We start from the raw sequence: 25,727 nt of genomic DNA on the forward strand, positions 1-25,727 counted from the left end.
GTTCAATGCAGTTGGTTACTGCAACCGACTGACGGCGCCCGGCTCAGCCGGCGGTATTCGCGGCGCGTTCGGCCAGCAGAAAGGCCAGACTTTCATAGGCATGGCGCAGATGCGGAATCACGATCGAGCCGCCGATAATCAGCGCAATATTGAACGCCTCTTCGATTTCTTCCTTGCTGCAGCCCTGTTGCACACAGGTATCGAGGTGATAGTCGATGCAGTCATTGCAACGCAGCACCATCGAGCCGGTCAGGCCCATCAACTCCTTGGTACGACGCGACAGCACACCGTCTTCATAGGTGATTTTGTCGAGTGAGAACAGCCGTTTGATGCCGAGATTTTCGGTCTTCAGCACCAGCTCGTTACCGGCCAGACGGCGGGCACGAAATTCTTCGAAGGGATGTGGCATGGGGCTACCTATCGCTAAACTTCATTTCGGGGACAGAACCAAAGCCATGATACTACTGCTGCCCGCTTTGCTGCAGGGCTGCAGCCGGCACGAATTTGCGCGGCGGCGGTCTCAATGGCGGACCGGCAGGTGTCCGGAGGCATTCGTCCCCGGCACGCTGCTGACCGTCACGTTGGCGGGCAGTTTGTTCCGGCAAGTCAGCTCTGACAATTCGGTACAACTTTCGCCTGTGAGCGAAAGTCCGGGCTGGCAATAATGCCGCAGCCGTTCGCCTTATACGTTAACCAGAGGAATTACGTTCATCATGAGTACCGGTCGTCTTGCTGTCCTGAAGTTTGGTGGCACCAGTGTTGCGAGCGCGGAAACCGTCCGCCGTATCGCCGACATCGTGGTGGCGCGCCGAAAACAGGGCTTTGACGCCGTGGTCGTGGTGGTGTCGGCGCTGAGCAAGGTTACCGACAAGCTGGTTCGCATCAGTCAGGGCGAGCCGGTCGAGCCGCTGCTGGCCGAAATTGACAACCAGCATCTCAAGTTGGCGCAGGCGCTGAATTTGCCGGATGACGAATCGGTGCTGCAGAGCTGGCGCCAGGAGCTGAGTCGGATAGCCGCGCTGCGGGCCGGCGCCAGTTTACCGCTGACCCCGGCACAGCAAGCGCAAATCCAGAGCGCCGGCGAGTTGATGTCCAGTCGCTTGCTGGCGCAGTTTTTCAGCCGTGAACTGAAAGGCGAGAAGCTGGCTTGTCACTGGCAGGATGCGCGCGAATGGTTGACCAGTGTGCCGCAGCCACATCGCGGTGAGATCAGCCACTACCTGAATGCCCATTGTGAGCCGGTGCGTAGTGATATCCATCGCGCCAGCGTGTTCGAGCGCGGTGGCATGACGCTGACTCAGGGCTTCATCGCCCGCAATGGTCGCGACGAAACCGTCATTCTCGGCCGCGGTGGTTCCGACACTTCGGCGGCTTATCTCGCCGCTTTGCTTGGCGCCGATGTGCTGGAAATCTGGACCGATGTGCCGGGCATGTTTACCGCCAATCCGCGCCAGTATCCGAATGCCAAATTGCTGCGCAGCCTCGATTACGACGAAGCGCAGGAGATGGCAACCACCGGCGCCAAAGTTCTGCATCCACGCTGCGTGCGTCCGGCGCGGTTGGCACGCATTCCCATCCGCATCGCCCACACCGGTCACCCGGAAATGGAAGGTACCTGGGTGCAGCCGCAGCCAGAAGAGGTGTCGGGCCTGAAAGCTGTGTCGGTGAACAAACCGATTACCTTGATCAGTCTGGAAACGCTCGGCATGTGGCAGCAGGTCGGCTTCATGGCCGATCTGTTTGCGGTATTCAAACAACACGGCGTCTCGGTTGATCTGGTCTCGACTTCGGAAACCAACATCACCGTTACGCTCGATGGTCGTGCCAATGATCTGGCGCCGAACGCGATGCAGGCGCTGCTGGCCGACATGAACGAACTCGGCCGGGTGCGGGTGCTGGAAAACTGTGCTGTGGTCACGCTGGTCGGCCGCAACGTACACACGGTTTTGCATCAGCTCGGCGAAGCGCTGAAAGTGTTCGCCGATTACCCGGTGCATCTGGTCACGCAAGCGGCCTCGGATCTGAATTACTCGTTTGTCATCGATGCCGAGCATGCTGATGAAGTCTGCGCCCGCCTGCATGAATTTCTGCTCGCTCATGCCCAGCATCCGGCAGTATTCGGCCCGGATTGGCAAAGCCTGTTCGGTAGCACGAGCCGGACCGTGGCGCCGGCCTGGTGGCGATTGCAGAAGCAGGCGCTGGTCGAGCGGGCGCAAACGCACGCACCGTGTTATGTCTATTCGCTGCCGACCGTGCTAGCACAAGTGTCGGCGCTGCGTGAACTGAAAGCGATTGATCGGTTGCTGTACGCAATGAAAGCCAACGCCAATCCAGCTGTGTTGCAGACGCTGGCTGCTGCCGGCGTCGATCTGGAATGCGTGTCGGTCGGGGAGCTGGATCGGGTCCGGAAAGTGCTACCGGAATTGCCGGCGGATCGCATTTTGTTCACGCCCAATTTCGCCCCGCGCACCGAATATGAGACCGCGTTCAGTCGTGGCGTCACGGTGACGCTGGATAACCTGTATCCGCTGCAGCAATGGCCGGAACTGTTTCGTGACCGCAAAGTGTTGTTGCGGGTCGATACTGGCGTCGGTCAGGGCCACCATGCCCATGTCCGCACCGCCGGGCAGGAGGCCAAGTTCGGCATTCCATTACCGGATCTGGACGAAGCCCGCCGGTTGTGCGCGGCGCTGAACGTCCGGGTGATTGGTCTGCATGCCCATACTGGCAGCGGCATTTTTGATCGCGACAACTGGCGCCATAATGCCGACACCTTGATGCGTGCCGCCAGCCAGTTTCCGGATATCGAAGTGCTCAATCTGGGCGGCGGTCTTGGCGTGCCGTATGAAGACAGTCAGGCCGCGCTGGATCTGGCTGCGGTCAATGCCGGTTTGCAAGCATTCAAAGCCGAGCATCCGCAGATTCGATTGTGGCTGGAGCCGGGGCGTTATCTGGTCGCACACGCCGGGGTGTTGTTGGCGCGTGTCACGCAGATCAAGGGCAAAGGCAGCCGCATGTATGTCGGGGTCGAAACCGGGATGAATTCACTGCTGCGGCCAGCTTTGTATGGCGCTTGTCACCGCATCGTCAACCTGTCACGGCTCGAAGCCGAACCGGCCTGGCTTGCGACCATCGTGGGCCCGATTTGCGAAACCGGCGACAAGCTTGGCGAAGCGGTGTTACCGGTCACACAAGAGGGCGATGTGCTGCTCATCGCGGAGGCGGGCGCCTACGGACATGTCATGAGCTCGCACTACAATCTGCGGGCGCCGGCGCAGGAACTCATTCTCGACTGATCGGCAACGACCGCGAAAACGGCATTGGCTTGCTGCGACTCGCTGAAACCGCTAAGGTCGGCGTCACCCATAGGATGGTGGTGCCGACCCGGTCATGGAACCCAGCCTGTTTGACGATTTCATTGCCGTCTACGACGACGTGCTGCCGGCCGCTTTTTGTCAGCAATTGCTCGAACAATTTGAAGCCAGCGACAAGCGCATTGCCGGGCGCACCGGCCACGGTGTTGATGCCAGCAAAAAACTCAGCACCGATATCACCTTGAATCTGCATCAGGAATGGCTGCCGACCTTGCAGCGTTTGCTGGATCTGAGCTATCCCGCCTTGAAAGATTATCTGGTCCGGCTGCGCTTTCCGCTGATCGGCGCACTGTCACCTACCGTTGCCGATCCCGCGACGGGCAAGCCGGTCAATCTGAGTCTGGACAATTGGCCGCAATACGGCCTGCCGATGGTTGATCAACTGGTGCCATATCTGTATCGCTACGGCAATCTGAACCTGCAGAAATACACCGCCGGCGAAGGCGGCTATTTTCACTGGCATTCCGAGATCTATCCGCAAGACGAACGCTGCGAGCCGCTGCATCGGGTCTTGCTGTTCATGTTCTATTTGAATGATGTCGCCGTTGGTGGCGAAACCGAGTTTTATTACCAGCAACAAAAGATCAGCCCGAAACGCGGCCGCATGGTGATTGCGCCGGCCGGTTTCACCCACACCCATCGCGGCAATATGCCGGTATCGAATGACAAATACATCGCCACGTCCTGGGTGATGTTTCAGCGCGCCGAGCAGTTGTACGGCAAGCCGCAGCCAGCCACGTCATAGCCTGTTCGCGCTTTGACGTTTTCTGCCGGTTCAGGTGGATACCTGCCTGTTTTTAATGGCTGACGCTGGCAGTTACACCCTATGCATGGCGCTGCACGTCTCGGCAATGCGGCAAGTATTCCGGCAATTCGGTACAACAAAGTCATAACTGGCGCAGCCGTGGCTGCGCTAGAATTGCCGCGCGTTTTTTTGCTTCCCCTCTGCTTGAAGATCCCAACCATGAGCCAGTCTTTTGATGTCGCGGTGCTCGGTGCAACCGGCGCGGTCGGTTCCACTGTCATTGAAATCCTTGAACAACGGGAATTCCCGGTCGGCAAGTTGTACGCCTTGGCGAGCAAACGCTCGGCTGGCGAAACGCTGATGTTCCGCGGCAAACCGGTGATGATCGAAGATGCCGACCTGTTCGACTGGACCAAGGTCAAGCTGGCGTTCTTCGCGGCCGGCGGCTCGGTTTCGGCCGAACTGGCGCCACGGGCGACGGCGGCTGGCGTGGTCGTCATCGACAAGACCTCGCAATTCCGCTACGAGCCGGATATTCCCCTGATCGTCCCCGAGGTCAACGGCCACCTGATTGGCCAGTACACGCAGCGCAATATCATCGCCTGTCCGAACTGCTCGACCATCCAGCTGGTGGTGGCGCTCAAGCCCATTCATGACGCGGTCGGCATCGACCGGCTCAATATCGCCACCTACCAGGCGGTGTCCGGCACCGGCAAGGCGGCCATCGAGGAACTGGTCCAGCAAACCGCCCAGTTGCTGAACGGCAAGGGCGCCGACTCGAAGGTCTATCCCAAGCAGATTGCCTTCAACGTGCTGCCGCAGATCGACAGCTTCCAGGACAACGGCTACACCAAAGAAGAGATGAAGCTGGTCTGGGAAACCCAGAAAATCCTCGGCGACGACAGTATCCGGGTCAACGCCACGGCGGTCCGGGTGCCGGTGTTCTATGGTCATTCCGAGGCGGTGGCGGTGGAAACCCGGGCCAAACTCAGCGCCGAAGAGGCGACCAAGCTGCTGAAAAAGGCGCCGGGCGTGAAGGTGCTCGACAGCCGCAAACCCGGTGGTTATGCGACCCCGGTGACCGAAGCGGCGGGCGAGGATGCGGTGTTCGTGTCCCGGATTCGTGAGGACATTTCCCACCCCAACGGCCTGAATTTGTGGATTGTGTCCGATAACGTGCGAAAAGGCGCCGCCCTGAACTCGGTGCAGATCGCGGAAAGGTTGGTCAAAGAGTATTTCTAGGCTATAGTTCGGCCCTAGTTAAAGAACAATCTTAAGATCGGGCGGTATCTACGACCTCCCGTTAGGGTTTCGGCTCCCAAGCGGACACCAGAGACCCGGATTGCCACAGGGCCGGAAGTCGGGCTTCCGACGTGCCGGTGCGGACGTGCCGCTGAGCCGCCGCGCCGCCTTTCCGCCGCCTGTGGGCTTTCTGCACCGGTCGGGACAGTGAAGGGAATAACTATGCTGCGCAAGTTTGCTGCTGTTGCGGGAATTACCGTCGGAACCGTCAGTCTGTTGGCGGCTTCGGTCGTGCATGCCTTGGGCATGGGCGATATTCGGCCCGGCTCCGGCCTCAATCAGCCGCTCAATGCGGAAATCGAACTGGTTTCACTGCGCGGCGTCAGCCCTGATGAAATCCGCGCCACCGTTGCCAGCCTCGAAGAATTCGACAAAGCCGGCATCGAACGCGTTTACGCCCTCAATGATTTGAAGATGGTGGTGCAGTCGGCGCCGAATGGCGAAGCCATTATCAAATTGCGCACCAAAGATGCGGTGCGCGAACCGTTCCTGAATTTCATCGTTGAACTGAACTGGCCAAACGGCCGCTTGCTGCGCGAATACACCTTGCTGTTGGATCCGCCGGTATTTGCCGACGAGGCGCCGGTCGTGATGGCGCGGCCAAAACCGCAGGCGCCGGTGACCACATCGGGGACGGTTGATACCACCCCGGTGCAAAGCGAAATGCCAGTGCAGTCGACGGAGCGTGCACCGAGCAGCAGCAGCGCCGTCAGCAACACCATGGCCGGTAGCGACAGCTACGGTCCGGTCAGTTCCAATGACACGCTGTGGAGCATTGCTTCGCGCGTCCGGCCCAATGACAGCGTGACGGTTCAACAAACGCTGGTCGCCATTTTCAAAGCCAATCCGCAGGCGTTCAACAACAACAACGTCAATCAGATGAAGCAGGGTGAAACCCTGCGCATTCCGAGCGCGGACGAAATTGCCGCCATTCCGCATCGCCGCGCTCTGGCTGAATTTGTTGGCGCTGGCGCGGTGGTGGAAACCGCCCGCCGTGGCAGCAGCGATGCCGGCAGCAGCGCCGGCAGCGGTCGGCTGACCTTGGCTGCCCCGCCAGAAAAATACAGCACCGGCAAAGGCGGCGCCTCGCGCGAAGCGGCCGAAGTGCTCAATCAGGAAAACGAGGCCCTGCGCGGTCAGCTCGGCAAACTCGTTGATAAAACCCAGAAGCTGGAAAAACTGGTTCAGCTGAAAGATCAGCAGCTGTCTGAAGTCACCGGCAAACCGATACCGAAAACCACAATGCCGGCGGATACCTCGCCAAGCACAAGTACCACGACGCCGGTAACTGAAACCACTACTGCCGAATCACCGGAAGTGGTAGGCATGGCCCAGGAAGCGACACCGCCTGAGCCGGTGGTTGAAAAACCGAAAGACAAGCCGAAGAAAAAACCGACGACTCCGACCAAGCCGAAAGAAACCTCCTTCCTCGAAGGTCTGCTCGGCGAAAATGCCATGATCATCCTGCTCGCCATTCTTGGTGGCGTGGCGGTGCTGATCGGTTTCCTGATCTGGAAACGCAAGCAGGTCGCCGACGAGAATTTCCACGAGTCGCTGTTGCCGCTGGATTCCGATGATTCGTCCGGCAACATGCGAATGGATGACGAATTCGATCTGCCGGAAGTCGGTGAAGACTTCCTGGCGCCGCCACCGGCGCCGGTCGCCGACAGCGTGGCAACGCCGCAAGAAACCGTTGCCGATCCGCTTGGCGAATCCGACATTTATATCGCTTACGGCAAATACGAACAGGCCGAGCAGCTGTTGCTGCGGGCGCTGCAGGATCAACCGAACCGGCACGAGCTGCGCTTGAAGCTGCTTGAGTGCTACGCCGAAATGCAGGAACAGAACAAGTTCCGCGATCAGGTAGCGATGTTCCAGGATGCCATCGACAGCGATCCGCAACTGGCCAAGCAAGTCGAGAAACTGCAACAGCGCGCCTGGCCGACTGATCGCTTCAGCAACCAGACCGCGCCGACACCGTTGCCAAGCGCCGATGACATTTTCGGTAGCGTTGGTGTCGGTGCGGGCAGCAACACCAAAACCAAAGCCGCCGAACCGGCCGCAACCACTTGGGCGCCAGCGCGCAAGGAAAATGTCGCGGCCGATTTCGACAACGAAGGCGAGTTTGCCCTCGACCTCGATGCCGACCTGAGCAACGTCAGCAAAGACGCGGAACCGGCTCTGACGCTGGAGCCGGACGCCGACGACAGCGAATTCAGTTTTGATCTGGAAGACAACTCGTCGCTGAACAGCACCGCTGCCAGCGATTGGCAACCGGAGTCGGAACCGTCGCCGGTGCGCGCCACCGCCGATGACAGCTTCAGCCTTGATGACATGGATGCCGATCTGCCCGGCGGCGACGAGCTCGGCATGGGCGACATCGATGAAATCGCCACCAAGCTGGATCTGGCGCGCGCCTATATCGAAATGCACGAAGTTGATGGCGCCAAGGAAATTCTGCAGGAAGTGCTGGCTGAAGGTAATGCCCAGCAGAAGCAGGAAGCACAGGCGCTGCTCGGCAAGCTGTAACCGCCAACGCCACCAACCTTTTCGGGCCGTTCGTCTCCGGACAACGGCCCGAATTGTTTGTGAAGCCGCTAAACTGAGCTCATTCCCTGTCGACGTCTCGCGCGTCTCTTTTGCCAGTGCCGACCATGCCCCGTTACGCTGCCATCGTTGAATACCACGGCAAGGCCTATGCCGGTTGGCAATGGCAAGGTCATACCGTGGGCGTACAACAAGTGGTCGAAGAAGCGCTGGCGAAAATCGCCGACGAACCGGTCGATACCATCTGCGCCGGCCGCACCGACGCTGGCGTCCACGCCAGCCATCAAGTGGTGCATTTTGATGTCGCTGCCAACCGCCCGGATCGCGCCTGGATTCTCGGCGGCAATATTCATCTGCCTGCTGATATCAGCGTGCGTTGGGCCGGCCGCGTTGCCGACGATTTCAATGCCCGCTTTTCCGCACTCGGTCGTCGCTATCGCTATCTCATTCGCAACCGCCCCGGTCGCTCGGCCCTGCTGGCAAATGGCGTGACGCCGTTTTTGTATCCGCTGGATGTGAGCTTGATGCAACAGGCCGCGCGACATTTTCTCGGCGAACAAGATTTCTCGTCCGTACGGGCCGCAGAGTGTTCTTCCAAAACCGCCTGGCGCAATATCCATCATCTGAACGTGACGCGACTGGGTGATTACGTGGTGGTCGATATCGCCGCCAATGCCTTCTTGCATCACATGGTGCGCAATATTGTCGGCGTTTTGCTCATGGTAGGGCAGGGCTTGCGCTCGCCGGATTGGGTAGCCGAGTTGTTGCGGGCGCGGGATCGGAAATTGTCTGCCGGGACGGCACCGGCTGATGGATTGTATTTGGTTGGAGTTAGGTATCCGGCGAGGTTTCAGATTCCGGTGTTGGCGCCGGGGCCGTTGTGGTTGAACTCAGAGATTTGAATTTGGCTTTGGGGAATCAGATAGCTCTATTAGCTAGTGAGCTTACCAAGTATCGAGTGATGCGTGTAAAAAGATGAATATACATTCGATCGTATTTTATTCATTGCTGGGTTCATTTTTTCTCAATGACTCGCTATTGGCGGCTGACCAGCCTTTTTCCAGATGTGATGAGCGAACTTATCCGGATGGAAGAGTTAGCGTCGTATCGACTTGCTTGGCTGAAAACACAAAACAAGCAAATGCGAATATTTTTGACCTATATCTGGGTGCGTACATTGAGAAAAGGCCAGAGGATATTTCGGCACTTTTGGAGTCATTCAGGCCGTACATATCCAATCATGAGTTTTTATATCAAGCAGGGACAAATCAGCTGAGAAAAGGAAATTCCGTCAATGCGATAGCTGATCTCGTCGCATCAACAGAGGCGGGCAGCTCGAAGGCTCCGTACTTACTCTTTTATCTTTACAGTAAGGAGGGGGAAAGGGAAAAAGCGATTAGGGCATTAACGATTGCCGCTGAGCGTAGGCATTCAGGCGCCGAATTCCAACTTTCTGCCCTACTTTTAGAAGGACTAGATGTTCGCCGAGATACCTCTTTGGCATTAAAATATTTGCGCGATGCAGCAGAACAAGGCGAACATCAGGCGCTGCAAAAATTGTATGAGTATAGTGACTTACTTCCCGTTCCCGAACGAGGCAACTGGCAGCTATTACATCAACTATATTATGCGTCGTCTGATGGTGAATTAACCAAATCCCTCCAAGCCGTTGGTGACTATGAGCTGTTTTGCGAATTCTTGAAGAAAAAAGATGCGTTGATGGATGGAGTTTGGTCTTCAGATGATTTAGCGGGTAATCGAGGAGATGTTTTGCTTTTCCTGACTATTAAATGTATGAAGAAGTAGCTCGTTGAGACCGCGATTAGCGAAGCGCAATCGGACGCATATTGTTTCTTCAGGGTTTCTCCCAAGTCTCGTAATTTTGGGCTGCAGCCGGGTCCCGCCCCGGCGGGCGGGTAACTTTCTTTGCGAAAGAAAGTTACCAAAGAAACATGCCCGGCTCCGAGCCGTGCTGCGCACGGTTCCCTGTGCTGCTCATTCCGTCCGGGGCTTTTGTGACAGTACATCCCTGTACAGTCACAAAAGGCTTCGGCTTCCTGCCTCGCCCCTTCGCTGCGCTACGGGCTATTAACCCAGACTGCATTCCGCTGCTCGGCTCGTCGAACGGGCGGGAAGTCAAAGGTACGCTTCGCGCAAAAGATATCCGTCATCCCCGCGCAGGCGGGGATCCAGTGTCTTCTCGTGCTTCAAAGTCTCTGGATTCCCGCCTGCGCGGGAATGACGAATGAAAGAAAAAAAGCGAAGCAAAAAACTTAACTAGAATCCGGGGTCCCCATTCGCGCCAGCCGGCGATTCGGCGTTAGCGGTAGGGTGCGCAAGCCTGGACGGCTTGCGCAGTGCTGATAAGGCAGGACGCCGCATCAGCACGTGCCCGTAGCCGATGGCGTCGAAGCGACGGGCGGTGTCTCCGAAGCAACCGAACAATTCTGGCGCGCTGGGGCGCGTTTCTTTGCTTACTTTCTTTGGCGCGAGCAAAGAAAGTGAGGCGCCCGCCGGGGCGCGACCCGGCAATGGTTGGAGTCGAGACAGCGTGTTCGCGTTGTCGGCGTTATAACGGGGAAATTCTGTTTGATGGTTGCTGGGAGATGCGTTCTACGTAGCTTCCCCTCTCCCTAACCCTCTCCGGCAGGGGGAGAGGGGATGGTTCGGAGCGCTTGGGGCGGATGGCAGGGTAACTCAGCGATACCTGCGCAGTGGTGAAGACGAAGCGCGAGTCGAAATAAAAAGGGGCGCATCGCGCCCCTTTGTTCAACTGCAGCCAATCATGCCGCACATTTCTTCTTGTCAGCATCGCTGACCACCTGCACCGCCTGACTGTCGTAATAAAACGACGCCAACGGCGGAAAACCATTGAACTCCACCGCGCTGTAGCTGGTGGTGTAAGCACCGGTACCGACAAAATAAACGCGGTCGCCAGATTTGAGCGAGAGCGGCAGTGGGTATTGGTGCTTCTCGTACAGGATGTCGGCGCTGTCGCAGGTGGGGCCGGCGAGGATCACCGGTTCGGTAGCGGCTTCGTTCTGCGCGTTGGTGTAAATCGGGTATTTGATCGACTCGTCCATGGTTTCGATCAGGCCGCCGAACTTGCCGGCGTCGACATAAACCCAGCGCGGGCCGCTGTCGTCTTTGCGCGACACGAGCACGACTTCGGTGACCAGCACGCCGGCATCGGCGACCAGATAACGACCCGGCTCCATGATCAGTTTCACCGGCGTGTGGCGGAAGCGTTCGGCAATGGCTTGCTCGATCACTTCCGCGTAGCGACGCAGTTCCGGGGTCGGGTTGACGTAGTTGCCCGGCAGGCCGCCGCCGAGGTTGATCAAATCCAGCGCGATGCCGGCTTGCCAGGCACTGGTGAAAATCTTTTTGACCCGATCCAGGGCGGCGCCCCAGGCGGCCAGATCGCGTTGCTGCGAGCCGACATGGAACGATACGCCGCGCGGCCACAGGCCAAGCGCGCGTGCCTGTTTGATCAGATCAATTGCCATGCCCGGCTCGCAGCCGAATTTGCGCGACAGCGGCCAGTCGGCGCCCGGGCGATCTTCGGTCAGCACGCGGACATACACTTGCGCGCCCGGCGCGTGTTCGGCGATTTGCGCCAGATCGGCAGCGCTGTCGGTGGCGAACAGGCGCACGCCTTTTTCATAGAAGTAGGCGACGTCGCGAGCTTTCTTGATGGTGTTGCCGAAGCTGACCCGGCTCGGTGAAACGCCCATGCCGAGCACTTTGTCGAGCTCGTAACGCGAGGCGATATCGAAGCAGCCGCCGTTGTCACGGACCAGGCCGATCACTTCCGGTGACGGGTTGGCTTTGACCGCGTAATAAATGGCGGCGGTCGGGAAGGCGCGTTCGAGTTGGGCGTAGCGCTGCCGAACGACCGCGAGGTCGATGAGCAGGCACGGCGTCTGGATACGGGTTTCAGCGGCAGAAAATGCAGATAGGCGATCGCCCAGATGACGCTCAAGAGTCATGGCCGGTTTGTCTCGACTGGTGGTGGCTAATCGACCCACCTGTTCCGGATGGAGCAGGGCGGATCACGATTGCCTGGGGTCCCTTAGCGCACCAGTCGTCCCCGCGGTTCTACATCGGATGTAGGCGGGATCAGGTCTTGTCGGGCCTTGCGCGGGGCGGATTGTAGGGCGGTCCGCATGACTATGCAACACATCTGCATACCTATGCTGATGCAGTGCGGGAGGTTCGTGGTGTGGGCAACTACCAACGAGGTCGTATGTTGACCCCCTCCCCCTTGACGGGGGAGGGCCAGGGAGAGGGTGAAGCTGGGGATTCGCTCTGTTGCTGAAATCGGCGCGAGCTGAGTGGGCACCCTCTCGCCAACCCCCGCTCCGCGCCCCGGCCAATCGCCTTTGGCGCTTGGCGCTGCGGCGGGACGACGCTGTGCTTCGTCGATTCCCGCCTTGCCCCGTCAAGGGAGAGGGGCAAATATCTCGGTCCGCTTTTCTGTCAATGGAGGGATCGAAAGCATGCGCTGGCGAACGCCTCCGACCTCTTGTCCATTCAACAACTTAGCGTGTCAGTGTAAACTTGCCGCCCCACCGGCCACGTGCCGGGCCTCCGATGAGTAAGCGATGAGCTGGTTTGAACGCCTGATGCCGCGGATGAAAGAACCCGCGACCGATAAGAAACGTTCGGTGCCGGAAGGCCTCTGGAACAAATGCGAGCAGTGCAGCGCGGTGTTGTACCGGGCCGAGTTGGAACGCAACCTCGAGGTTTGCCCGAAGTGCGGCAACCATATGCGCATTGGCGCCCGTTCGCGTCTGGATGCCTTCCTTGACCCGCAAGGTCGCGTCGAGCTGGCCGGTAAACTGGAGCCGGTCGATGTGCTCAAATTCAAGGATTCCAAGAAATATAAAGACCGGATCAGCTCGGCGCAGGAAAGCAGCGGCGAGAAAGATGCGCTGATCGTAGCCAAGGGCACGGTCAAGGGCGTCCCGGTGGTGGTCTGTGCGTTCGAGTTCAGCTTCATGGGCGGCTCGATGGGCTCGGTGGTCGGCGAGAAATTTGTCCGCGCGGTCAACCAAGCCATTGAAGATCGCTGTGGCGTGGTTTGTTTCTCGGCGTCGGGCGGTGCCCGGATGCAGGAAGCTTTGCTGTCGCTGATGCAGATGGCGAAAACCTCGGCCGCGCTGGCGCGTTTGTCGCGCGAAGGCCTGCCGTATATTTCGGTGCTGACCGACCCGACCATGGGCGGGGTCTCGGCCTCGTTTGCGATGCTCGGCGATATCAACGTCGGCGAGCCGGGCGCCTTGATCGGTTTTGCCGGTCCGCGCGTGATCGAACAAACCGTGCGTGAGACCCTGCCGCCGGGTTTCCAGCGTTCGGAGTTTTTGCTGGAAAAAGGCGCGATCGACATGATTGTCGATCGCCGGGAAATGGCGCAGAAGCTGGCCGGCGTATTGGCCAAGTTTACGCAGCGGGCACAGCCGGCGGCGTAAGAGACGCGCCGGCAATGGTTTGGTTTTATTGATATCCAGCCAGTTGAATTTGGCATGGCAAGCAAAAGCGGCTTAACGGCCGCTTTTGCATTCCTGATTCAGCATTCTTTTGAATTTAATGCGATGGCGGCAATGACACCTGCAACACTGGCAGACTGGCTCACGCTACTCGAACAACGGCATCCGGTCGCGATTGATCTCGGCTTGGATCGGGTTGGTGTGGTCGCTGATCGGTTGGCGGCGCGGCAGTTTTCCTGTCCGGTAATCACGGTGGCGGGGACCAATGGCAAGGGCTCGACCGTGGCGACGCTGGAAGCGTTGGCGCGCGCGCATGGCTTGTCGGTGGGCGTGTACAGCTCGCCGCATTTGCTGCGGTTCAACGAGCGGGTGCGCATCGATGCGGCGGATGTCAGTGATCCGCAATTGCTGCAGGCGTTCGCCGCGGTAGAGGCTGCACGCGGTGACGTCAGCCTGACCTATTTTGAATTCACCACGCTGGCCGCACTGTGGCTGTTCAAACAGACAGCGCTGGATTTGCTGGTGCTGGAAGTCGGCATGGGCGGCCGGCTGGATGCCGTCAATCTGGTTGATGCCGACGTCGCGGTCATCACCACCATCGATTTTGATCACATGAGTTTTCTCGGCACCACGCTTGCTGCCATTGCCGGGGAAAAGGCCGGCATCTGCCGGGCAGGCAAGCCGGTGGTGCTGGCCGATCCCCATCGTTTCGACGTCATGCTGACAGCGGTGCAACAACGGGCAGCGCTGCCGGTTCGGGCTGATCATGATTTTGGCCAATGCAGCATTGATGGCCAGTGGACGTTTCGCTGGCGCGATGACGCGCCGCTGCAGTTGCCGACGCCGAATCTGGGGCCGGATCTGGTGGCCGCTGCGCTGGCAGCATTTCGGTTGGCACTGCCGCAGCACTGGCAACCGGAAGCCATTGCCCGCGCGGTTGCCGATGCCCGTCTGGCCGGGCGCTGGCAGCGGATGCCGGGCTCGCCACCGACCATTCTGGATATCGGTCACAACGGTCAGGCCAGTCAGCGGCTGGCACAGCGGGCCAGTCAGGAACTGTCCGGCCGATTGCATATCGTGCTGGGTGTGCTCGGTGACAAAGATCGGGTCGCCTTGTTGCAACCGTGGCGGAATTTTTCCAGCGCCGGACGGTCCGGTACGGCGCAGGCCTTGCCGCCGCGCTGGTATCTGGCCGACCTGGACGGTCCGCGCGCCGGCAAGGCCAGCGATTTGCGGGCAGCGCTGCCGTCCGAGGCCGATGCCCGTTGTTTCGCAGATCCGGTGGCGGCATGGCAGACTGCACGCGCTGACGCCGCAGCCGGCGACAGCATTTTGGTGTTTGGTTCATTTCTGACGGTGGCAGCGGTGCTGACAGCAGCCGGTGCCAACGCGGCGACAGCGAGGAGTTGATGCGGTGGATGTGCGGTTGAAAGAACGCCTGATTGGCGCGCTGGTCGTCGTGGCCTTGGCGGTGCTGGTGTTGCCGTGGATTCTTGATGACGACAAGGGCGACAGCCAGTTCACCAGCCAGATCCCGTCTGCGCCACCAGCGCCGGCCGCGCGAGCGGTCGATTTGAGCCAACCGCGGCCGTTGGATGAAGCCGGATTTGACGACAGCATCATCGCTGCCGACACCTCGGTCACCAGTACCGAAGTCTTGTCTACTGCAGCCTCGTCCACAACGCCCTTGCCCACGACAGCCTCGCCGGAAGCGGCTGTCCCGGATTCCGCTGCCGCCGCACCGACGACGACCGCCGGAACCGTCAAACCGGCCGTGACCGCACCAGGCAAGATCGAGCGGCCGGCCGCGATTGCTGCCGGCTTTGTCATCCAGCTTGGCACCTTCAGCAATCGGGACAACGCCGAGAAGCTGGTGCAGACCCTGCGCAGCCAGAAATTTGCCGCCTACAGCAAAGTGGACTCCCGTGCCGATCCGGTCGTGGTCCGGGTGCTGGTCGGCCCGATGGTCAAGCGTGAACAAGCCGACGCCCAGCTGGCCCGGGTGCGCACGCTATCCGGTCAGAACGCCATCGTCGTCGCCTACGATCCGCTCAAGCATTGAGTCGGTGGCCGGTGGCAATCCCCGGCAACCGTTTTTCCGGCCGTTGCGGTACAATGCGCGCCCTCATTACGACGCGCTGGGTTGAGCATGGTTTGGGTAGACTGGGCGATTATCGGCGTTATCGTCATCTCTGCCTTATTGTCGTTGTGGCGCGGTTTTGTTCGCGAAGCTGTCGCGTTGACGGGCTGGGTGCTGGCGTTTTTTCTGGCGCGCGCTTTTCACGGCAATCTTGCTCCCTATCTTTCTGATGACATCCGGCCCGCAGGCGTCAAGTTTGCGATTGCCTGGGTGGCCATCTTTCTTGTGGTGTTGTTCGTCAGTTATCTGCTGGCCAAGCTGGGTCAGGTTTTGATCGACAAAGCCGGATTGACCACGCCTGATCGCTTGCTCGGCATGGCCTTTGGCGTGTTGCGTGGCTTGGCGGTTTGTGCGGCGTTGGTGATCGTCAGCAAAGCGTTTACCCGGTTGCCGGAATCGAAAGAGTGGCAGCAAGCGCGACTGGTGTCGCCGCTGGAAACCGTCGGTGACTGGTTCTTGTCAGCTTGGCAACAACAGGACGCTAATGACGAACCGGTGGCAAGCATTTGAAACTGAGCATTCAACGCTCAGTATTCAAGAGCAGGTATTTGAGACCAGCTATTTAGGGCCAAGCAATTGAGGCCAGTATTTAAGACCAGTATTTAAGACAGCGTCGCCAGTTTTTTTGATCAGCGTTTTTACGCTGACCATTCAGGTCGCTGAAACCGTATTTCCGGTCCCGTCAGATCGCCGGTGTGATCTGACAGGTGGTGGTGCCGGTGGGGCAGGGCAGTTGGCCTTGTACCCGCAAGTGGTGGAGTGAGTCGGTATGTGTGGCATTGTTGGTATCGTCGGTAAATACCCGGTCAATCAGAGCATCTACGATGCGCTGACGGTGTTGCAGCATCGCGGTCAGGATGCCGCGGGTATCGTTACCGAAAGCGGCGGCCGGTTGTTCCTGCGCAAGGCCAACGGCATGGTGCGCGATGTGTTCCGGCAGGAGCACATGGAGCGCCTGCAAGGCAATATCGGCATCGGTCATTGCCGCTATCCCACCGCCGGCAGCCCGAGCTCCGCCGAAGCCCAGCCGCTGTATGTCAACTCGCCGTACGGCATCGTCATTGCCCACAACGGCAACCTGACCAATGCCGACCAATTGAAAGACGAGCTGTTCCGCACCGATCGTCGCCACATCAATACCCGGTCCGATTCGGAAGTGCTGCTGAACGTGCTGGCGCATGAGCTGCACGAAGAAAATGTGCTGAAGCTGAACCCGAAAAATATTTTCAACGCGGTCTCGCGGGTGCACAAACGGGCCAAGGGCGCCTATGCGGTGGTCGCGATGATCGCCGGCTTTGGTTTGCTGGCGTTCCGCGATCCGTTCGGTATTCGGCCGGCAGTATTTGGTCGCCGCGAAACCGAAAATGGCACCGAATACATGATTGCCTCGGAATCGGTAGCGCTCGATGTCATGGGCTTCAGCCGGATTCGTGATTTGCACCCGGGTGAAGCGCTGTACATCACTGTCGATGGCGAGCTGCACACCCAGCAATGTGCTGAAAATCCGGTCTACCGTCCCTGCATTTTCGAACATGTCTATCTGGCCCGGCCGGATTCGATCATGGACGACATTTCGGTTTACAAGGCGCGGCTGCGCATGGGTATCAAACTCGCGGAAAAAATTGAACGCGAATGGGCGGATCACGATATCGATGTGGTGATCCCGATTCCGGATACCTCGACCACGGCGGCGATGGAGCTGGCCAATCATCTTGGCTTGAAGCTGCGTCACGGTTTCGTCAAGAACCGCTATATCGGTCGCACCTTCATCATGGCGCAGCAGCAGCTGCGCAAAAAGTCGGTGCGCAGCAAGCTGAACCCGATTGAGCTGGAATTTGCCGGCAAGAATGTGCTGCTGGTGGATGACTCGATTGTCCGCGGCACCACCTCGCAGCAAATCATCCAGATGGCTCGCGATGCCGGCGCCAAGAAAGTCTATTTCGCCTCGGCGGCGCCGCCGGTGCGCTATCCGAACGTCTACGGCATCGACATGCCGGCGGGCAGCGAGCTGGTCGCCTATGACCGGACCGAGCAGCAAGTGTGCGAACTGATCGGTGCCGACAAACTGATCTATCAGGATCTGGAAGATCTGTTTGCCTGTGCCCGCGAAGGCAATCCGAACATCACCGAATTTGAAGCCTCGGTATTCAATGGCCAATATGTGACCGGTGATGTCAACGCCAGCTACCTGTTCAATCTGGAAGCGGCCCGCAATGACTCGGCCAAGGCCGGACCAAAGGGTGCGGTCAATGACGCCGCGCTGATCGATCTGCAAAACGCCGACTGAGCTCCTGCCCGCCAACTTGCTGCCAGCCTGCTTGATGCGATGCCGCATGCAGACTGGCAGCAAGCTGACAGAAGGCCGTTGTCAGGTGTTGCGCTGTCAGTTTGTTGCTATGCGTTTGCCCCATCGCAATGGTGTCGCAAACGGCAACAGCCCCTATACTCTGATAACCAAATAACAACAATAGAGTTGCTCCATCATGATGCAGGCATTTGCGGTCTGGCTATTGAATCGGCTGGGCTGGCGGTTGGTCGGTGGAATCCCGGAGGTGCGCCAATGCGTGATCATTTTCGCGCCGCACACCTCGAACTGGGATTTTCCCATCATGTACCTGACCAAAATCGCCATGGGCGTCAAAGCCAATTTTCTCGGCAAGCATCAGTTGTTTCGCTGGCCAACCGGTTGGTTTTTCCGGGCGCTGGGCGGGATTCCGGTGGTGCGCCACGAGAAGCACAATGTCGTCACCGATTCCATTCAGGCATTCAAAGACAATCCGACGTTGTTGCTGGCGCTGGCACCGGAAGGTACTCGCAGCAAAACCGATCACTGGCGCACCGGCTTCTATCACATCGCCGTGGGTGCCGGGGTGCCGCTGCAGCTGGCCTTTCTGGATTGCCGGACCCGCACCCTGGGTCTCGGTCCCTTGCTGAACTTGACCGGCGAGATTCACGCCGATTTCGCGCGTATTCGCCAGTTCTATCAGGACAAGCAGGGCTTCAAGCCCGAACTCACCAGTACCGTGCAGCCGCGGCCGCAGGCTTGAGTCACGGCGGCGCGTATCTTCGCTGGTGCCCGGCGCGTGCGATTCGCTAGGATAGCGGCTGGCATTTCTCCCGTTGGCTGGAACATGGATCGTTGGTTCTGCGCATTGTTATTTGTGCTTGGCTCACTGCTCAGCTCATCGCTGGCGGCAGCGGGCAGCCCAGCCTGTCCGGACGGATTCGCACCGCGCTTTCAGCGGCTGTCGCTGGAGCAGGGGCTGTCGCAAAGCGTGGTCAACACCATTACCCAGGATGCCGACGGCTTTCTCTGGTTCGGTACCCAGGATGGCCTGAACCGCTACGACGGTTACGGCTTCTCGGTGCTGCGCCGGCAAACCGATAACCCCAATTCGCTGCCGGACAATCACGTCAATGTGCTGGCCAGCGAGCCCAATGGCACGCTCTGGATCGGCACCTCCAACGGTTTGGCGCGCAAACGTCGCGGCAGTGATGCGGTCGAGCAGATTCCGGCCGAGCAATTGCCCGGTGAATACATTCTCAGTTTGCTCAGCGATGATCAGGGTCGGCTGTGGATTGGCACCAGTCAGGGCCTGGCTGTGTACGAAGCGGCCCAGGCAAAAATTCGCATTCTGATTGGCGCCAATGCCCGGCGCCTGCCGGATGAGCATATTCGTTCGCTGCTAATGTCTGGCCCGGAATTGTGGATCGGTACGGCGCGCGGCATTTACCGTTATCAACCCGAACAAGATCGCTTTGACGAACAACCGCTGCTGCCGGATCGCAACGTCACCAATCTGGTGCTGCGCGCCGACGGCCGCATTGCCATCGGCACGCAAAATGGTGTGCTGCAAAGTCGCAGTGATGGCACGGGCATCGAGAAACTGGCGGTCACGCTGCCGACGGGTTTCGTCCAGAGTCTGACCGAAGATGGTGACGGTCGCTTGTGGATTGGCACGGCCTCAGGCGTGGTAGTGCAATGGCCCGATCAGCGCGAATGCTTGCTGGCTCGGCAGCCGAGCCAGAATGATTCGCTGTCGGTCAGCGATGTGTTGTCAATGTTCCGTGATCGCAGTGGCGTGATGTGGCTCGGTACCTACGCCGGTGGCGTCAACAAATGGAACAGTCAGACGGCGTTGTTCCGGCACTATCTGCCGCTGACGGCATTGCCGACCGGTGCGGCCAGCAATACCGTGGCGGCGGTGTTGCGTGATCGGCAGCAGGCCTTGTGGCTGGGCACAACCGATAGCGGCGTCATGCGGCTCGACAGCAAAGGCATTCGACATTTTCCGCTGCACTTGCCGGCCAATCATCCGGAAGGCGGTAGCGACAGCAATACCGGCGTCTATTCCCTGCTCGAAGATCAACACGGCCGCATCTGGTTCGGCACTTTTGGCATGGGCTTGTACCGGTTTGATCCGGGCCGCGACAGCCTGCGGCAATTTGATTCGCGCACTGACGACATCAGCACGCTGTCCAGCAGCTATGTCTTGTCGATGTATGAAGATCATCAGGGCGAGATCTGGATAGGAACCGAGAACGGTCTCGATCAATTGCGGGAAAACGCCGACGGCAGTTTGCATTTTCGTCGCCTGGGTGCGCAATTGCCGGTCGAGTATCAGGCCATCGATACCGAAGTGGTGGCAATAACCGAAGATTACGAAGGCCAGTTGTGGGTGGGTGGCATGGGCGGCCTCGTTCGCATCGGTCGCGATCGCGAAACCATGACCCTGTATCAGCATCAGGAGAACAATCCGCAATCGCTGACCGGTAATTCGGTCACGGCCATTCGCTTGGCGCCGGACGGCGATATCTGGGTCGCGACTACCGACGGTCTTAACCGTGTGCACCGTGATCTCGATGGCCGTTACCAGATTTCCCGCTTCGGTGTTGCGCAAGGTCTGCCGCCGGGTGCGATTTATGCGGTGTTGCCGGGTCAGGATGGCGAATTGTGGCTGAGTACTTCGACCGGATTGGTGCGATTCCAGCCGGCATTTCCCAACGCCATCATCTACCGCAGTGAAAATGGCTTGCCTAGCGATGAATTCAATATCGGCGCAGCGTTTTTGGCGGCGGATGGCGAATTGCTGTTCGGCAGTCTCAACGGTGCGGTCGGCTACTATCCGCAGCGTTTGCCCAAACCTTCCGATCAGGCCCAGGTGGTGCTGACCGGTTTCCGCAAATTTGATCAACCGCAGTCGATGGCGTTCGCGATTCAGAAGCGGCCGCTGCTGCAATTGAACAGCGACGAGCGGGTTGTGTCATTTGATGTGGCGGTGCTGGATTACACCGCGCCGGAGCGCAATCGCTTTCGCTACCGGGTCAAAGGTCTGCATGAACAATGGATACCGCTGATTGGCTCACACACGGTGACCCTGACCGGTCTGGAAGCCGGCCAGTATCAATTACAAGTACAGGGCGCACCGGCAACCGGGCTGTGGTCCAACGATATTCTGCTGCTGGATCTGGTGGTGCGCAGTCCGTTCTGGACCTTGCATACGGCCTACGGCAGCGCGATTGCGATTGCCGTCGTGGTGATTGGCTTGTTGGCGCTGACCTGGTGGCGACGCAGTCGGCGGTTGTTGCAAAGCCGGCAAGAAGCGGTGCAGGAGTTGGCCAGCAAATACGACGCGCTGGAGTTGCAGACCTCGGACAATACTCGCCAGCTTGCCTCCGCGCGCGAGGAGCTGCGCAAACTGCAATTACAGCGTGATGAATTGCAGCGCCGTTTGCTGGAAAACCAGTATCGCGATCCCTTGACCGGCTTGCCTAGCCGGCGCATGGCCGCCAATTTGTTTGCCGACTATGCCGCTGATCCCAAACCGCGGGTGTTGATTCTGGTTGATGCCGACGGCATGGGGTTCGTCAACGAACTACACGGTTATCAGGCGGGTGATCGGGTGCTGGCGCAATTGGGCGATCTGTTGCAACGGGTTTGCCGGCAGGGTGACGAGATCATGCGCTGGGACAGCGATGTCTTTCTGCTGGTGTGCGAAATCGGCGGGCTCGACGAGGCCCGGATGCTGGCTGAACGGATCCGCGCCAGTGTGTTGCAGCAGGCGTTTACGCTATCGGAACGCAAGCACGTGGACATGACGTGCTCCATCGGCTTTGCGCTGTGGCCGCTGCGCTCCGGAGTCGAGCAGGAACAACGCTGGGAGTCGTCATTGGGGCTGGCCCGCGAAGCGCTGACGCTGGCGAAATATTTCAGCCGCAATGCCTGGTTTGGTTTGGTCGCCAACGACACGCTGCCCACGGAAGAGTTGGTCAATGCCCGGCGCGAGCTGGCCCGTGACTGGGTCAGTCGCGGCTGGCTCGATCTGGTCAGTTCGCTGCCGCAGCCGAATCTGCTGTTGCAGGAATGGCCAAAGCGCTGAGTCGATCAGCTCAAATAAAAAATGGCCACGTCTGTGGCCATTTTTTATTGCGGTGCTGACTTACTTCTTGTCATCACTGGCGTCCTGCGTTGTTTCAATTTCGATGGTCGATTCGATGTCGTCGGTTTCACCATCCTTGGTAATCACGACGGTACGAACGGCTTTGCCGTCTCCGCCATCGTGCCAGGCCATCGGCGAACCGTGTTCGACATGCATGATCATGTGCGCGTTGCCCTGGATAAATTTCACCGGCTTGGTGACGCCGGCTTTCTTGATGGCGTCGCGGATCTGCTTTTGTTGGGCGTCGGTCAATTCCACGCCGCTGATCACCACGCTGTTGCGCAAGGCTTCGATTTCTTGCGGCGGCATCGGCGGCATGGGCGCCGTCGGTGCTACGCCAGCGACTGGCGGCGTCGGCGGGACCGGGGGGACGCCATGAAATCGCACCAGCATGCCCTGACCTTCGGCAGGCAATTTGACGGTTTCACCACCGGCTTCCACCGTCACTTCCTTGCCGCTGCGTTTGGCTTTGACCGTGCGGCCATCTTCGGTCGCGATGATCCGTTCTTCACCGTCCGACAATGATGGCAGTTTGAACTTCCAAGCTTCGCCGTTGATCTTCAACTTCACCTCGGCGTCGCTGTCATCTTCCTTGTTGATGAAGACGGCAACGTTCTTCTTTTCCACCTTGCTTTTGTCTTTGCTGCTGTCGCTATCGGCAAGGGCGCTGGTGGCCAGAGCGATCGCGCTGACGGCCGCAAGCACGAACAGCGGGGACTTGATTTTCATGGTCTTGCTCCTGGTCGAATGATCGTCGGTCGATCACGCTTCAGTGACAGTAATGCAGCCACTGTGCCAAGCGACGAATGCGCGACTTTTGCCGGGTTTGCCGGCTGTTCGCGCCGATTTTTCCGGCGGCGGTTTGCTTATCTCCGGAACCGGGTTCCCGAAATGGGGAGATCCGGCTGCCGGTGTGTGGTTGCAGCGATTGCGCGCTCGCCATTTCCGGCCGGCTATTCTTCTTCGGCTGGAATGAGATTGTATTTTTCCAGCCGGTACAGAAAGGCCTTGTACGGCAAGCCGAGCAGTCGCGCGGCCTGACTGCGGTTGTACTGACAACGTTGCAAGGCCTGCAGCAGGCAGTCGCGCTCGTGCGCTTCCCAGTTTAGGCCGTCGTCAGGCAGCTGATACGCCGTGCTGCGGCTCGTGGCGGTGGTTGGCTCGCTGGTCAGGTCGGCCAGTGCAATGTCGCTGCGTTCGGCCAGCAGTGCCAACCGCTCCAGGGTATGGGCAAGTTCGCGGACATTGCCGGACCAGTGCTGGCTGCACAAGCGCTTCATGGCGTCGTGGCTGATCGTCAGCGGCGCCAGGCCGTGACGCTGACAGGCTTGCTGGAGAAAATGATGGGCCAACAGCGGAATGTCTTCACGCCGTTCGCGCAAGGCCGGCAAGCGGATCGGAACCACATTCAACCGGTAAAACAGATCAGCGCGAAAACGGCCGGCATCAACCTCCTGCTGCAGATCCCGATTGGTGGCCGCGATGATGCGAACATCCGCTTTTTGATCCTGTGGATTGCCCAGCCGCTGATAGCTGCCTTCCTGCAGCACTCGCAGCAGCTTGGCTTGCAGACTCAGCGGCAACTCGCCGATTTCATCCAGAAACAGGCTGCCGCCTGCAGCGGCTTCAATGCGGCCGATTTTCAACCGGTCGGCGCCGGTGTAGGCGCCTTTTTCGGCGCCAAACAATTCGGCCTCGAACAGGCTTTCCGGGAGCGCGGCGCAGTTCAGCGCGACAAACGGTGCGCTGCTGCGTTCCGACAACTGATGCAGTGCCCGCGCTGCCAGTTCCTTGCCGGTGCCGCTCTCGCCGTACAGCAACACCGTGGCGCGGGTCGGGGCAATTTTCTGTACCCGGCGAAAGACCTGCTGCATGGCTTCCGAACGGCCGATCAACTCGACCAGCTGATCACGTTGGCTGACTTCTTCACGGAGGTGACGGTTTTCCCGCTGCAACTGTTGCACCGTGCTGACCCGTGCCAGCGTGTAGAGCAGCTGTGATTTGTCGAACGGTTTGATCAGGTAATCATCAGCGCCGGCGCGAATCGTGTTGATGGCGTGAGACAAATTGCCATATGCCGTCATCAGGATGAAAGCGGTGTCGGGATGGTCACGGCGCAGCGTTGCCAGCAGGCTCAGGCCGTCACCGTCCGCGACCTTCCAGTCCGACAACACCAGATCAAATGTCTGCGTTGCCAACGCCGCCAGGGCATCGGGCACGCGCGCCGCGCTCGTCACCTGATAGCCGGCATCCTGAATCAAACCATGCAACAGGACTCGTTGGTCGTCGTCGTCTTCCAGCAATAACAGGCGATTGGCGCTACTCATGCCGGGCTCCGGGAATGCAGACTGAGAATGGCCACGGTGCCAGGCGATTTGCCATCCGCGTTGTCGTTGCCATCGTGTAATTGAACATCGCCGCGATAACGGCCACGGGCGATCCGTTGGCTCAGAAACAAACCCATGCCTGCGCCATGACTCTTGTCGGTGACATGCGGTTGAAACAGGCGGCTGCGCACGGCATCGGACACGCCGCGACCCTGGTCGCGGATGCGGAACTGCACGGCATCATCACTGCCATCGACTTGAATTTGAATCGGTTCACCGGCCGGGCTGGCATCCACCGCATTGCCGATCAGGGTATGCAACAGGCTGGCGATTTCGCGAGCATGGCCGTAAAGCTGCGGCGCTGGCGCGCTGGCGGTCACCACGATATTGGCGTGCCGATCACTGAACTCCTGCGCGACATCCTGCGCCAGCTGCACGCAATCGAGTCGCAGCAGCGGCTGGCTGTCGTTCTGGGTGACATCGAGCAGGGCACGCAGCCAGCGATCAATCTGGACGATTTGCCGGCGGGCCAAACCGGACAGCTGCGTTCGCCGGTCCTCAGACAAATCCGTGCGGCTCATTTCTTCCAGCGTCAGGCCCAGCGTGTTCAGCGGATTGCGCAGCGTGTGCGCCAGACCACGAGCCAGATCGGCGAGCTCATTGGCCGCTTCGTGTGCGCGCAGGGCTTTGTTGTCGGCTTCCAGTTTGGCCAGCTCGCGTGACATCGTGTTGAATGCCTCGACTGTGGCGCGCAGCTCATTCGGCGCGCTGGCGCCAGCTTGCACCTGTACGCCGAGTTCGCCACCGGCAACGCGTTGTGAGGCTTGTTGCAAACGCTGCAAGGGTCGGGCGAAACCGTAGGCCATGGCGGCGGCACCGAGCAGCGCGAGCACAGCGATAACGGCCGTGAATTCGTACTGGCGCCGGTGCCAGTCATTCACCGCGGCCTGCAGGCCCTGACGCGGAATCGCAACTCGCTGCTGCCAGCCGTCGCCGGTCAGCAGAATCGCGCCATCTCGGCCATTCTGATCCAGCGCCATGTCGAACACCTGCTCGCTCGCCAGCGGGCCACCTTCACCATGCTGACCAAAGATCAGCACGCTGACGGTGTCACTGCTGACGCTGAACGCGGTGCGAGCCAGCGCGCCGCTGAGCATGGCGCTCTGGTGCTGGGACAGCCACCACTGGGCGCCAATCAGCGCCAGCAGCAAGGCGGCGAGTAAAACAAAAAGCGTGGTGCGAACGGACATGACGCCATCTCAAACGTGGCTGCGCGCAGCAGCGGCGGCTGGAACCGACTGGCAGTGTCGCGCAGCGGACGTCGACCTGCAAACCCTGGCAGCACAGCTGCCGGCCTCTG

At 59.5% G+C, this 25,727-nt stretch carries 18 protein-coding genes; 13 read left to right on the forward strand and 5 right to left on the reverse strand.

The features are described 5' to 3' along the window. Window positions 1-43 precede the first annotated feature (43 nt). Window positions 44-409: a carboxymuconolactone decarboxylase family protein gene (locus HPT27_RS10845; protein WP_172242991.1), complete on the reverse strand. Its 366-nt coding sequence runs from the start codon at window positions 407-409 to the stop codon at window positions 44-46. A 304-nt stretch (window positions 410-713) separates the two neighbouring features. On the opposite strand from HPT27_RS10845, the gene HPT27_RS10850 reads away from it, so the two are divergent. The 6 genes from HPT27_RS10850 to HPT27_RS10875 all read left to right on the forward strand — a co-directional run bounded on the left by HPT27_RS10850 (window position 714) and on the right by HPT27_RS10875 (window position 9,774). Continuing rightward, entirely contained in the window at window positions 714-3,296 is a 2,583-nt protein-coding gene (locus HPT27_RS10850) for a bifunctional aspartate kinase/diaminopimelate decarboxylase (protein WP_172242994.1), read from the forward strand. Window positions 3,297-3,390: 94 nt separating this feature from the next. Next, window positions 3,391-4,119, forward strand: a complete 729-nt coding sequence (locus tag HPT27_RS10855) for a 2OG-Fe(II) oxygenase (RefSeq protein ID WP_172242997.1) — start codon at window positions 3,391-3,393, stop codon at window positions 4,117-4,119. 219 nt (window positions 4,120-4,338) lie between these two features. After that, window positions 4,339-5,361, forward strand: a complete 1,023-nt coding sequence (locus HPT27_RS10860) for an aspartate-semialdehyde dehydrogenase (RefSeq protein ID WP_172243000.1) — start codon at window positions 4,339-4,341, stop codon at window positions 5,359-5,361. Window positions 5,362-5,583: 222 nt separating this feature from the next. After that, window positions 5,584-7,950, forward strand: coding sequence for a FimV family protein (locus HPT27_RS19620; RefSeq protein ID WP_172243003.1), 2,367 nt, complete (start codon window positions 5,584-5,586; stop codon window positions 7,948-7,950). Window positions 7,951-8,075: 125 nt separating this feature from the next. After that, window positions 8,076-8,870, forward strand: a complete 795-nt coding sequence (truA, locus tag HPT27_RS10870; protein ID WP_172243006.1) for a tRNA pseudouridine(38-40) synthase TruA — start codon at window positions 8,076-8,078, stop codon at window positions 8,868-8,870. A 73-nt stretch (window positions 8,871-8,943) separates the two neighbouring features. Continuing rightward, window positions 8,944-9,774 carry a tetratricopeptide repeat protein gene (locus tag HPT27_RS10875; protein WP_172243009.1) on the forward strand — a complete coding sequence of 277 codons (831 nt, stop codon included), beginning with the start codon at window positions 8,944-8,946 and terminating at the stop codon, window positions 9,772-9,774. A gap of 977 nt (window positions 9,775-10,751) precedes the next feature. On the opposite strand, the gene HPT27_RS10880 is transcribed toward HPT27_RS10875, so the two are convergent. Beyond that, window positions 10,752-11,960 carry a type III PLP-dependent enzyme gene (locus HPT27_RS10880; protein ID WP_172243012.1) on the reverse strand — a complete coding sequence of 403 codons (1,209 nt, stop codon included), beginning with the start codon at window positions 11,958-11,960 and terminating at the stop codon, window positions 10,752-10,754. 615 nt (window positions 11,961-12,575) lie between these two features. Here HPT27_RS10880 and accD point away from each other — a divergent pair. The 7 genes from accD (at window position 12,576) to HPT27_RS10915 (ending at window position 21,980) form a co-directional block, all read left to right on the forward strand. Continuing rightward, entirely contained in the window at window positions 12,576-13,442 is an 867-nt protein-coding gene (accD, locus tag HPT27_RS10885) for an acetyl-CoA carboxylase, carboxyltransferase subunit beta (RefSeq protein ID WP_172243015.1), read from the forward strand. Between the two features lie 132 nt (window positions 13,443-13,574). Then, on the forward strand, window positions 13,575-14,870 hold the full coding sequence (gene folC / locus HPT27_RS10890) for a bifunctional tetrahydrofolate synthase/dihydrofolate synthase (RefSeq protein ID WP_172243018.1): 1,296 nt from the start codon (window positions 13,575-13,577) through the stop codon (window positions 14,868-14,870). Window positions 14,871-14,874: 4 nt separating this feature from the next. Next, the gene (locus tag HPT27_RS19625; protein WP_172243021.1) at window positions 14,875-15,522 is read left to right on the forward strand and encodes an SPOR domain-containing protein; all 648 of its coding nucleotides are present in this window, start codon (window positions 14,875-14,877) and stop codon (window positions 15,520-15,522) included. An 87-nt stretch (window positions 15,523-15,609) separates the two neighbouring features. After that, window positions 15,610-16,110, forward strand: coding sequence for a CvpA family protein (locus tag HPT27_RS10900; RefSeq protein WP_172243024.1), 501 nt, complete (start codon window positions 15,610-15,612; stop codon window positions 16,108-16,110). A 259-nt stretch (window positions 16,111-16,369) separates the two neighbouring features. Next, window positions 16,370-17,887 (forward strand): amidophosphoribosyltransferase, encoded by a 1,518-nt coding sequence (gene purF, locus HPT27_RS10905; protein ID WP_172243027.1) that lies wholly within the window; start codon window positions 16,370-16,372, stop codon window positions 17,885-17,887. Between the two features lie 196 nt (window positions 17,888-18,083). Continuing rightward, window positions 18,084-18,647 (forward strand): lysophospholipid acyltransferase family protein, encoded by a 564-nt coding sequence (locus tag HPT27_RS10910; protein ID WP_172243030.1) that lies wholly within the window; start codon window positions 18,084-18,086, stop codon window positions 18,645-18,647. A gap of 84 nt (window positions 18,648-18,731) precedes the next feature. After that, the gene (locus tag HPT27_RS10915) at window positions 18,732-21,980 is read left to right on the forward strand and encodes a ligand-binding sensor domain-containing diguanylate cyclase (RefSeq protein ID WP_172243033.1); all 3,249 of its coding nucleotides are present in this window, start codon (window positions 18,732-18,734) and stop codon (window positions 21,978-21,980) included. A 60-nt stretch (window positions 21,981-22,040) separates the two neighbouring features. Here the strand turns inward: HPT27_RS10915 and HPT27_RS10920 are convergent, their stop codons facing one another. From HPT27_RS10920 to HPT27_RS10930, 3 genes are all read right to left on the reverse strand, one after another. Further along, entirely contained in the window at window positions 22,041-22,769 is a 729-nt protein-coding gene (locus HPT27_RS10920) for a hypothetical protein (RefSeq protein WP_172243036.1), read from the reverse strand. Window positions 22,770-22,993: 224 nt separating this feature from the next. After that, window positions 22,994-24,367 carry a sigma-54-dependent transcriptional regulator gene (locus tag HPT27_RS10925; RefSeq protein ID WP_172243040.1) on the reverse strand — a complete coding sequence of 458 codons (1,374 nt, stop codon included), beginning with the start codon at window positions 24,365-24,367 and terminating at the stop codon, window positions 22,994-22,996. After that, on the reverse strand, window positions 24,364-25,617 hold the full coding sequence (locus HPT27_RS10930) for a HAMP domain-containing sensor histidine kinase (protein WP_172243043.1): 1,254 nt from the start codon (window positions 25,615-25,617) through the stop codon (window positions 24,364-24,366). Before HPT27_RS10930 ends, HPT27_RS10925 begins: the two co-directional genes overlap by 4 nt. Between the last annotated feature and the right edge of the window lie 110 nt (window positions 25,618-25,727).

The organism is Permianibacter fluminis (assembly GCF_013179735.1).
GTDB lineage: Bacteria > Pseudomonadota > Gammaproteobacteria > Enterobacterales > Permianibacteraceae > Permianibacter > Permianibacter fluminis.